General features: G+C 69.6%; 8 protein-coding genes. 3 read left to right on the forward strand and 5 right to left on the reverse strand.

Features of this window, described 5'->3' with window-relative positions; translation table 11 throughout:
* The 3 genes from VGD44_RS19035 to VGD44_RS19045 form a co-directional block, all read left to right on the forward strand.
* Positions 1-976: carboxyl transferase domain-containing protein (locus tag VGD44_RS19035; protein WP_331089950.1), on the forward strand; the 976-nt coding region annotated here is incomplete at its 5' end.
* Positions 977-1,132: 156 nt separating this feature from the next.
* Positions 1,133-2,608, forward strand: coding sequence for an MFS transporter (locus VGD44_RS19040; protein ID WP_331089951.1), 1,476 nt, complete (start codon positions 1,133-1,135; stop codon positions 2,606-2,608).
* 22 nt (positions 2,609-2,630) lie between these two features.
* Positions 2,631-4,121, forward strand: coding sequence for an MFS transporter (locus tag VGD44_RS19045; protein WP_331089952.1), 1,491 nt, complete (start codon positions 2,631-2,633; stop codon positions 4,119-4,121).
* Here VGD44_RS19045 and VGD44_RS19050 read toward each other — a convergent pair.
* From VGD44_RS19050 to VGD44_RS19070, 5 genes are all read right to left on the reverse strand, one after another.
* Complete coding sequence (locus VGD44_RS19050; RefSeq protein WP_331089953.1) at positions 4,099-5,454, reverse strand: vWA domain-containing protein; 1,356 nt, start codon at positions 5,452-5,454, stop codon at positions 4,099-4,101. The two genes, VGD44_RS19045 and VGD44_RS19050, sit on opposite strands and share 23 nt — an antisense overlap.
* Positions 5,455-5,458: 4 nt before the next feature.
* On the reverse strand, positions 5,459-6,409 hold the full coding sequence (locus VGD44_RS19055) for a MoxR family ATPase (protein ID WP_331089954.1): 951 nt from the start codon (positions 6,407-6,409) through the stop codon (positions 5,459-5,461).
* 88 nt (positions 6,410-6,497) lie between these two features.
* Positions 6,498-6,749 (reverse strand): Ada metal-binding domain-containing protein, encoded by a 252-nt coding sequence (locus tag VGD44_RS19060; protein WP_331089955.1) that lies wholly within the window; start codon positions 6,747-6,749, stop codon positions 6,498-6,500.
* 199 nt (positions 6,750-6,948) lie between these two features.
* Entirely contained in the window at positions 6,949-8,472 is a 1,524-nt protein-coding gene (locus tag VGD44_RS19065; RefSeq protein ID WP_331089956.1) for an aldehyde dehydrogenase family protein, read from the reverse strand.
* A gap of 8 nt (positions 8,473-8,480) precedes the next feature.
* Positions 8,481-9,449: saccharopine dehydrogenase family protein (locus tag VGD44_RS19070; protein ID WP_331089957.1), on the reverse strand; the 969-nt coding region annotated here is incomplete at its 5' end.

The raw sequence follows: 9,449 nt of genomic DNA on the forward strand, positions 1-9,449 counted from the left end.
GGCGATCCGCTATTCCAACATCGGCCTGGGCGGCCCGGCGATGATCGAAGGTGGCGGCCTGGGCGTGTTCACGCCCGACCAGATCGGGCCGGCCGAGGTCCAGTACGCCAACGGCGCCATCGACCTGCTCGTCGAGGACGAGGCGGCCGCGACGGCCGCGGCCCGGCAGCTGCTGGGCGTCTTCCAAGGGCCGGTGCGCGACTGGGCCTGCGACGACCAGCGCCGCCTGCGCCACCTGATCCCCGAGAACCGGGTCCGCGCCTATGACGTGCGCGAGGTGATCCGCGGCCTGGCCGACACCGGGACCTGGCTGGAGCTGCGGGGCGGCTACGGCCGGGGCATGATCACGGGCTTCCTGCGTGTGGAGGGACGCCCGCTGGGCCTGATTGCCAACGACCCGCGCCACCTGGGCGGTGCGATCGATTCCGAGGGCGCGGAGAAGGGCGCGCGCTTCCTGCAGCTGTGCGACGCCTTCGACGTGCCGGTGGTGTCGCTGTGCGACACGCCGGGGTTCATGGTGGGCCCGCAGAGCGAGACGACGGCGGCGGTGCGGCGCGGCTCGCGCCTCTTCGTGACGGCCACCAGCCTGACCGTGCCGCTGTTCACCGTCGTCCTGCGCAAGGGCTACGGCCTGGGCGCCCAGGCGATGGCCGGCGGCGACTTCTCGGCCCCCGCCATGACCGTGGCCTGGCCGACCGCCGAGTTCGGGCCGATGGGGCTCGAGGGCGCGGTGCGGCTGGGCTACCGCAAGGAACTGGACGCCCAGCCCGACGCCGAGGCCCGCCAGGCGCTGTTCGAGAAGCTGGTCGGCCGGATGTACGAGACCGGCAAGGCGCTCTCGGTCGCCTCGGTGGTGGAGATCGACGCCGTCATCGACCCGGCCGAGACCCGCGCCTGGCTGCTGCGGGGCCTGAAGGCGTGTCCCGTCCCGCCGCGCCGCGAGGGCAAGAAGCGGCCGTTCATCGACGTGTGGTGAGGGCGTCGCGCCTCACCCCGCGTACACCGTCCCCTTCTCCGCGAACGTCGCGGCGTTGCGACGCACTGACCGCCCTGACGTGGGGTCACGGTTGCCAGCAGGCGCCGCGAGCGTACCGTCCTTGCGACAAGACAAGCCGCGCGAAAGGCAGACGACGTGGCGATTACGGAGGAAGCAGGGGCCGTTCCGGCGGCCGCTGGCGTACAGGCCGATGGCGAGCTGAGGCCGCCGGGTTCGGTGAAGTTCTTCTACAGCGTCGGACAGGTGGTCGAGTCCGGCTACCTGGCGGTCAACGCCTTCGTGTTCTTCTACTACACGGCGGTGCTGGGCCTCTCGGGCAGCATGGTCGGCGCGGCCGTGGCGATCAGCATGTGCGTGGACGCGGCGCTCGATCCCATCATCGGCTCCTGGTCAGACAGCGTGCGCTCGAAGCACGGCCGCCGGCTGCCGGTCATGCTGATCGGCGCGCCGTTGACGATGGTGACCATGGGGCTCTTGTTCACGCCACCGTCCGGACTTTCGCCGTTCCTGCTGTTCTTCTGGCTCCTCGTGGCGAAGGGGTCGCTGCGGGCCTTCGCCTCGGTGTTCAACATTCCCTACTTCGCCCTCGGCGGCGAAATGGCCGACGGCTACGCCGAGCGCTCGAAGATCGTGGCGTACCGGCTGCTGGGCGGGATCGCGGCCACGGTGCTGATCACGGCCCTGGCCTACAGCGTCTTCTTCGCCGGCAAGGGCGGCCTGCAGCGCCCCGACAACTATGCGGAGTTCGGCTGGTCCATCGCGACGCTCGTGGTCGTGGGCGCGCTGATCTCGATCGCCGGCATCTGGCGCTACTCGGTCGGCCTGCCGCAGCCACAGCATCGGCCGCAGTCCATGGCGCGCCGCCTGCCGGGCGAGATCGTGGAGATGTTCCGAAACGGCTCGTTCCGCACCCTGTTCCTCGCGCTCCTGGTGTTCGCGAGCGCCGCGGGCGCGCACGCGGCGCTGAACAACCACAACTACGTCTTCGTCTGGAAGCTGCGGCCCGAGACCATCCAGGTGCTGACCTACTCGCTGCTCTTCGGCATCACGCTGGGCGTGCCGCTGACGCCGCTCCTGCTGCGCCGGATGGAGAAGAAGGCCGTGGCGATGATCGGCTTCGCCACAGTCGCCATCGCCTGGACGCTGCTGCCCGTCGCCCGGGCCACCGGCGTTTTCGCGCCGACCGGCGCAGAGGCGATCCCGTGGCTCTCGGCCACCCAGCTCGCCGTCGGGCTGGGCTCGGGACTGGTCTACATCGCCTTCCCCTCGATGATGGCCGACGCGGCCGAGGAGCACGAGCACCTGTTCGGCTCGCGGCGGGAGGGGCTGTTCTTTTCCGGCCTGGGCTTCGCGGGCAAGGCCGCCGCGGGCGTCGGCACGATGGTGGGCGGCTTCGCGCTCGACCTCCTGAACTTCCCCCGTGAGCTGGGCCGCCAGGTCGACGCCGTGATCGACGAGAGCGTGCTGGCGGGCCTGGTGCTGGCCTGGGGCCCGTTCTGCTCGGTGCTCTGCGTGCTGGGCGCAATCGTCTTCGCGCCCTACGCCATCACCCGAGCGCGGCACGAACTGGTCACGGCGGCCCTGCGGCGCAAGCGGACCGCCAAGGCCTAGGAACCCCTCAGGAGGACAGCATTTGGCGGTCGCAGAAGGCGTTGACGTGCCGGCCCCCGAGGCCCCCGTGCACGAAGGCGGGCTCAGGCCCCCGGCGTCGGTGAAGTTCTTCTACAGCGTGGGACAGGTGGTCGAGTCCGGCTACCTCGCCGTCAACACCTTCATCTTCTTCTACTACACCGCCGTCCTCGGCCTCTCGGGAACCCTGGTCGGCACGGCGCTCGCCATCAGCATGTGTCTGGACGCCGCCGCCGATCCCCTGATCGGATCCTGGTCCGACAGCGTGCGGTCCCGGTTCGGCCGGCGCCTGCCGGTGATGCTGGTGGGAGCGCCGCTGACCATGGTCACCATGGGACTGCTGTTCACACCGCCCTTGGCGCTGACGCCCTTCCTGCTGTTCATCTGGCTGACGCTCACCAAGATGGGCGTCAGGGCCTTCGCGTCGATGTTCAACATCCCCTACTTCGCCCTGGGCGGGGAGATGGCGGACGAGTATGTCGAGCGGGCCCGGATCGTCGGCTATCGCCTGCTCGGCGGGATCATCGCCAGTGTCCTGATCACCTGGCTGGCATTCACCTTCTTCTTCGTCGGCGAGGGCGGCCTGCAGCAGCGCGCGGTCTACCCCGCCTTCGGCTGGACCATCGCGAGCGTGATCCTGGCGGGCGCCATGATCAGCTGTCTGGGCATCTGGCGCTATGCGGCCTCGCTGCCCCAGCCCATGGAGCCGGCCGAGCCGATGCTGCCCCGGCTGCCCGGCGAGCTCCGCGAGATCTTCAAGAACCCGTCGTTCCGCATCCTCTTCTTCTCGATGCTGATCTTCTCGAGCTCGGCCGGGCTGAACGCCGCGCTCAACAACCACACCTACGTCTTTGTTTGGAAGCTGCGGCCCGAGACGGTCCAGCTGGTCGCCTACGCTCTCCTGGCCGGCATCACCGCCGGCATTCCGATCACGCCGCTGCTCCTGCGCCGCATGGAGAAGAAGACGGCGATGATGTGGGGGTTCGCGTTGGTGATCGTGCCCTGGATGATCCTGCCCGCGCTGCGGGCGCTCGGCCTCTTCGCGCCGACGGGCGCGGAGGCCCTGCCCTGGCTGATCGGGACCACGCTCATCGTGGGCGTCGGTTCGGGCCTGATCTTCATCACCCTGCCGTCGATGATGGCCGACGCCGCCGACGAGCACGAATACCGCTTCGGCTCGCGCCGGGAGGGCCTCTATTTCTCGGGCCTGGGCTTCGCCGGCAAGGCCGCGGCGGGCATGGGCACCATGCTGGGCGGCTTCGCGCTCGACCTGATGCGTTTCCCGCGCGAGGCCGGCACGAAGGTGGGCGCCACGATCCCCGAGGAGGTGGTCGGCAAGCTGATCCTGGCGTGGGGCTTCCTTCCGGCCACCCTGTGCGTCGTGGGCGCCCTGGTGTTCATGCCCTACGCGATCAACCGCGTCCGGCAGGAGCAAATCGCCGCGGCGCTGAAGGTGAAGCGGGCGGCAGACGTCAGTGCGGGACGTAGCTCCTGAGCACGTCGTCGATGATGCGTTCCAGCTGCTCGAGCGTTCCGCACTGCTTGGCCACGTGGCAGAAGCGGGCGTAGCGGTGCATGACGCTGTCGCCCTGGGCCCAGTAGCTCTCGGGCTCGGGGTTTAGCCAGATGACCGCGCGGCTGCGGTCGTGGATCTGTTTCATCAGGTCCAGGCGCGGATCGGCGAAGTTCGAGCGGCCGTCGCCCAGGATGATCACCGTGGTGCGCCGGTCGAGCCGGTCCAGGTGCTGCTCCGAGAAGTCCTGCAGGGCGCGGCCGTAGTCGGTCTGCTGGAAGCCGATCTGCTGCAGCACCTTGAAGATCGCCTGCTCGACGCCGTGGTCGTCCAGGATGTCGTTCACGCTGATCAGCCGGCCGGAGAACGCGAAGGCGTCCATGCGGTCGACCACCTCGTTCAGCGAGTAGAGGAAGGTCAGCAGGAACTGGGCGGCGGCGGCCACCGACTTGGAGACGTCGCAGATCGCCACGATCGACGGCTTGTCGACTTTCTTGACTTTCCACTCGATCTCGAACGGCACGCCGCCGTAGGCCATGGAACGGCGCAGCGTCTTGCGCACGTCGAGGTGGCCGCGCTGAGCCGTCCGTCGGCGGCGCGAGTACTTGGCGGCCAGGCGCTTGGCCATCTTCTTCACCAGCGCCGCCATCAGCTGGTAGTCGATCGGATCGACCCCGCCGTCGGCGTTGAGCTGCTTGCGGGCCAGGCGCTCTTCGCGGAGCTCACGGGCCGAGCCGGCGGCGTAGAGGTCGTGCTGGCGGGCGACGTACTGCTGGGCTTCGGCAAACAGGTTGCGGCGGGCCTCGTCCAGGCGGTCGGCGAGGCCCTCCTGGCCGGGCATGCGCCGGGCGTTGGCGATAATCCGCTCGATCTCCTCCAGGCCCATCTCCTCGAGCAGGCGCCGGGTCAGGCGCGAGCGCTGGGTGGTGAGCCGGATGTCGGCGACGCCGGCCCGGCGCGCGGCCTCCTCCATCGACTGCTGCACGGCCGCGGAGTCGCCCTGCATCACCGCCTGGGCCAGCGGCGAGCTCTCGGTGGCGGCCATGTCCGCGTCGCTGGGCTCGCCTTGGGGGCTGGCCGACGGCGGCGGGATGGAGATGGCGTCGCGGGCGAAGAAGGTCTCGAAGACGGAGTCGAACCGGTCGACCTCGTCGGCCGACTTGGCCAGCGTGGAGCAGAGCGCGTCCTTGAAGAGGGTGCGGTCCGAAAAACCGGTCACGGTCACCGCCCGCGAGGCGTCGATCGCCTCCGCCGGCGAGACCCGGACGTCGGCGGCGCGGAGCGCGCGGAAGAACTGTTCGAGCGTGTGCTGCATGGCGCTAGCGCTTGTGCAGCAACTCGACGACCTGGGGTTCGACGGCGGTGATGTCCTGCTCGAACTTCAGGATGACGTTGAGCGTATCGCGCACCACGTCGGGGCTCAGGCTGTCGGCGTGCAGGAGGATCAGCGCGCGGGCCCAGTCCACCGTCTCGGAGATCGACGGCGCCTTGCGCAGGTCCATGGTCCGCAGCGACTGGACGAAGCCGACCAACTCGCGGGTCAGGCGCGCCTCGATGCCCGGCACGCGGGACGCCACGATCCGCTCCTCCAGCGCCGCCTCGGGTAGCGGGATGTGCAGGTGCAGGCAGCGGCGCTTCAGCGCGTCGCCCAGGTCGCGGACGTTGTTCGAGGTCAGGAACACCAGCGGCGGCGTCTTGGCCGAGATCACGCCCAGTTCCGGCACCGAGACCTGGTAGGCGGAGAGCACTTCGAGCAGGAAGGCCTCGAAGGCCTCGTCCGACTTGTCCACCTCGTCGATGAGGAGCACGCAGCCGGCGTCCTCGCGCAGCGCGCGCATCAAGGGCCGCGGCTCGAGGAAGGGCTCTGAGAAGAACAGGTCGCCCATGCCGTGGAGGCGGTCCATGGCCGCTTCCATGTTGGGCGCGTCCGCCAGCTGCTCGCCCATCCGGTCCTTCAGGATCTGGGTGTAGAGGAGCTGCTTGCCGTACTTCCACTCGTACAGCGCTTTGGACTCGTCCAGGCCCTCGTAGCATTGCATGCGGATGAGCGGCAGGCCGAGCAGGGTGGCGGTGGAGAGCGCGAGCTCGGTCTTGCCGACGCCGGCCGAGCCTTCGACCAGGACGGGCTTTTGCAGCTTCACCGACATGAAGAGCGCCGTCGCGATCCGGCGCGAGGCGATGTAGCCGACCGAGCCCAGCCCCTCGATCAGGGCGTCGACGGACGACAGGGGATCGACGGGCGCGTTGGCCGCCGGGGGGGAAAGGGTCAAAGTGTTCTGTCTTTCAAAATGGGGAGCGCTGAAAGCCCGATTGTGCCAAGCGACGCGAGGTGAGGCAAACGCCTGTTTGAGCGAACGGTCAGGCCGAGGCGCGCTTCCACGCCGCATAGCGCTCGGGCAGGCAGCGGGCGCAGGGGCGGTAGCCGGCGGCGAGCGCCGTGGCTTCGTCGGCGAAGAAGACGCGGTGGCGGACGTAGTGGCCCTTGGCGATCCAGCGCAGCGCGCTCGGGCAGTCCAGGCGGCCATAGCCCCTCAGGCGGCGGTGCCCGCCGAGGGTTCCGGGGGTTTCGCTGAGGTGCGGCTGGCCGTCGGGGCCGATCAGGCGGAACACGCGCGATCGTTATGCAGCGGGCGGGGCGGGTCTCGCGGTATTCGGACCCTATCCCACCCGCTCGTCATCGCCGGGCTTGTCCCGGCGACCCATCATCTCCGTGGTCAACAAATGAAAGCGGCGCCGCCGATGCGAACCGGCGACGCCTGCGATCATGGGTGGCCGGGACAAGCCCGGCCATGACGTTCTTTAGAGAGGGCTAGACGTCGAACTTGACGCCTTGCGCCAGGGGCAGGGTGCGGCCGTAGTTCATCGTGTTGGTGGCGCGGCGCATGTAGGCCTTCCAGGAGTCGGAGCCGGCCTCGCGGCCGCCGCCGGTTTCCTTTTCGCCGCCGAACGCGCCGCCGATCTCGGCGCCCGAGGGGCCGATGTTGACGTTGGCGATGCCGCAGTCCGAGCCCTTGGCCGAGATGAAGAGTTCGGCCTCGCGCATGTCGTTGGTGAAGATCGACGACGACAGGCCCTGGGGCACGTCGTTCTGCAGCGCGATGGCGTCGGCCAGGTCGGCGTACTTCATGACGTAGAGGATCGGCGCGAAGGTCTCGCGCTTCACGACGTCGGCCTGGCGGTCGATCTCGACGAGGGCCGGGCGGGCGTAGAAAGCCTCACCCATGTCGACGCGGTCGCCGCCGGTGACGGCGCCGCCGGCCGCCTTGGCGTCGGCGAGAGCGGTCTGCATCAGGTCGAAGGCCTGGGCGTCGATCAGCGGGCCGACGAGGGCGCCCTCCGCACGGGGGTCGCCCACCGGCACCGTGTCGTAGGCGGCCTTCAGGCGCGGGACGAAGGCGTCGTAGACGCTCTCGTGCACGAACAGGCGCCGCAGCGTTGTGCAGCGCTGGCCGGCGGTGCCCATGGCGGCGAAGGCGACGCCGCGGATGGCGAGGTCGAGGTCGGCCGAGGGCGCGATGATGGCGGCGTTGTTGCCGCCCAGCTCCAGGAGCGCGCGGGCGAAGCGGCCCGCCAGGCGCGGGCCGACGGCGCGGCCCATGGCCGTGGAGCCCGTGGCGCTGACCAGCGGCACCTTCGGATGGTCGACCAGGGCCTCGCCCACCTCGCGGCCGCCGATGACGACGGACGACAGGCCGGCCGGGACGTCGCCGAACTTGGCGCAGGCGCGCTCGAAGAGGGCCTGGGTGGCGAGCGCCGTCAGCGGGGTCTTCTCCGACGGCTTCCAGACGCAGGCGTCGCCGCAGACGAAGGCCAGCGCCGAGTTCCAAGACCAGACGGCCACGGGGAAGTTGAAGGCCGAGATGATGCCGACCACGCCCAGCGGGTGCCAGGTCTCCATCATCCGGTGGTCCGGCCGCTCGGTGGCGAGCGTCAGGCCGAACAGCTGGCGGGAGAGGCCGACCGCATAGTCGCAGATGTCGATCATCTCCTGGACTTCGCCCAGGGCCTCGGAGGTGACCTTGCCGGCCTCCAGGGTGACGAGGGCGCCCAGGTCGGCCTTGGCTGCGCGGAGTTCTTCGCCGAGCAGGCGGACCAGTTCGCCGCGGCGGGGCGCGGGGACGTTGCGCCAGGCGAGGAAGGCGTCGTGGGCGGCCTCGATGGCGGCGTCGACCTCGGCCTTCGAGGCGTCGTGGACGTGGGCCATCACCTCGCCGCTGATCGGCGAGCGGACCGGGCGGTTCCCGCCGGTCCAGAGCGCTTCGGCGACGCCGAGGCGGGCGAGGACTTGGGCGGCTTCGGCCGCGGCGGAGGTGATCTTGGCTTGGACGGTCATGGGGACTCTTACTCGGCAGCGGCGCGGAGGGTCGCCGGCTCATCACCCGCGTAATAGCGCCCGAAGCGGTTGGCGAGGAAGGCGTGCAGCGGGATGTCTTCCTGGCGGATGAAGCCCTTCGCCGGCAGCGAGCCGTCGGTCAGCATGTCCAGCACCGCGCAGATGGCGCCGGCGGTGGTGATCTGGATGGCGCTTTTCACTTCGCCGCCGACCTCCTGGGAGAAGACCTTGTTGACGTAGGTCTCCTGCATCAGGTGGCCCTTCTTCATCCCCGAGACGGTGACGAAGACGATGACCACGTCCTGCATGGTGGCCGGGACCGAGTTCTCCAGGATGTCCTTGAGCACGTCGCGCCGGTTGCGCAGGTTCAGGTCGTTCAGCAGCGCCTTCATGATCGCCGCGTGGCCTGGGTAACGGATGGTCTTGTAGTTGAGGTTCCGTACCTGGCCGTCGAGCGTATGGCACAGGGTGCCCAGGCCGCCCGAGGTGTTGAAGGCCTCGTAGGTGACGCCGTCGAGGGCGAACTCCTCGCACTCTTCGAGGGCGGGGGTCTCGCGCAGCTTGCCGTTGGTGATCGCCTCGCAGGGCTCGCAGTACTCGTTGATCACCCCGTCGGTCGACCAGGTGAGGTTGTAGTTCAGCGCGTTCGACGGATAGCGCGGCAGGGCGCCGACCCGCAGGCGCACGTCGTGCAGCTGGTCGAAGTGCTTGATCAGGTCCCAGGCGGCGATGGTGATGAAGCCGGGCGCCAGGCCGCACTGCGGGATGAAGGCGGTGGTGGCGTCGGCGGCCAGGTCGCGGACGACCCGGCTGGAGGCCACGTCCTCGGTGAGGTCGAGGTAGTGGGCGCCGGCGGCCTTGGCGGCGCGGGCGACGGCGATAGTCAGGTGGTAGGGCGCGCAGTTCACGACCGCGAAGGCGCCTTTCAGAGCGCCTTCGATCTGGGCCGGGTTGTCGATGGCGAGCGCGGCGGTCTC

It is taken from the genome of Phenylobacterium sp., from assembly GCF_036402295.1.
Taxonomy (GTDB): Bacteria; Pseudomonadota; Alphaproteobacteria; order Caulobacterales; family Caulobacteraceae; genus Phenylobacterium.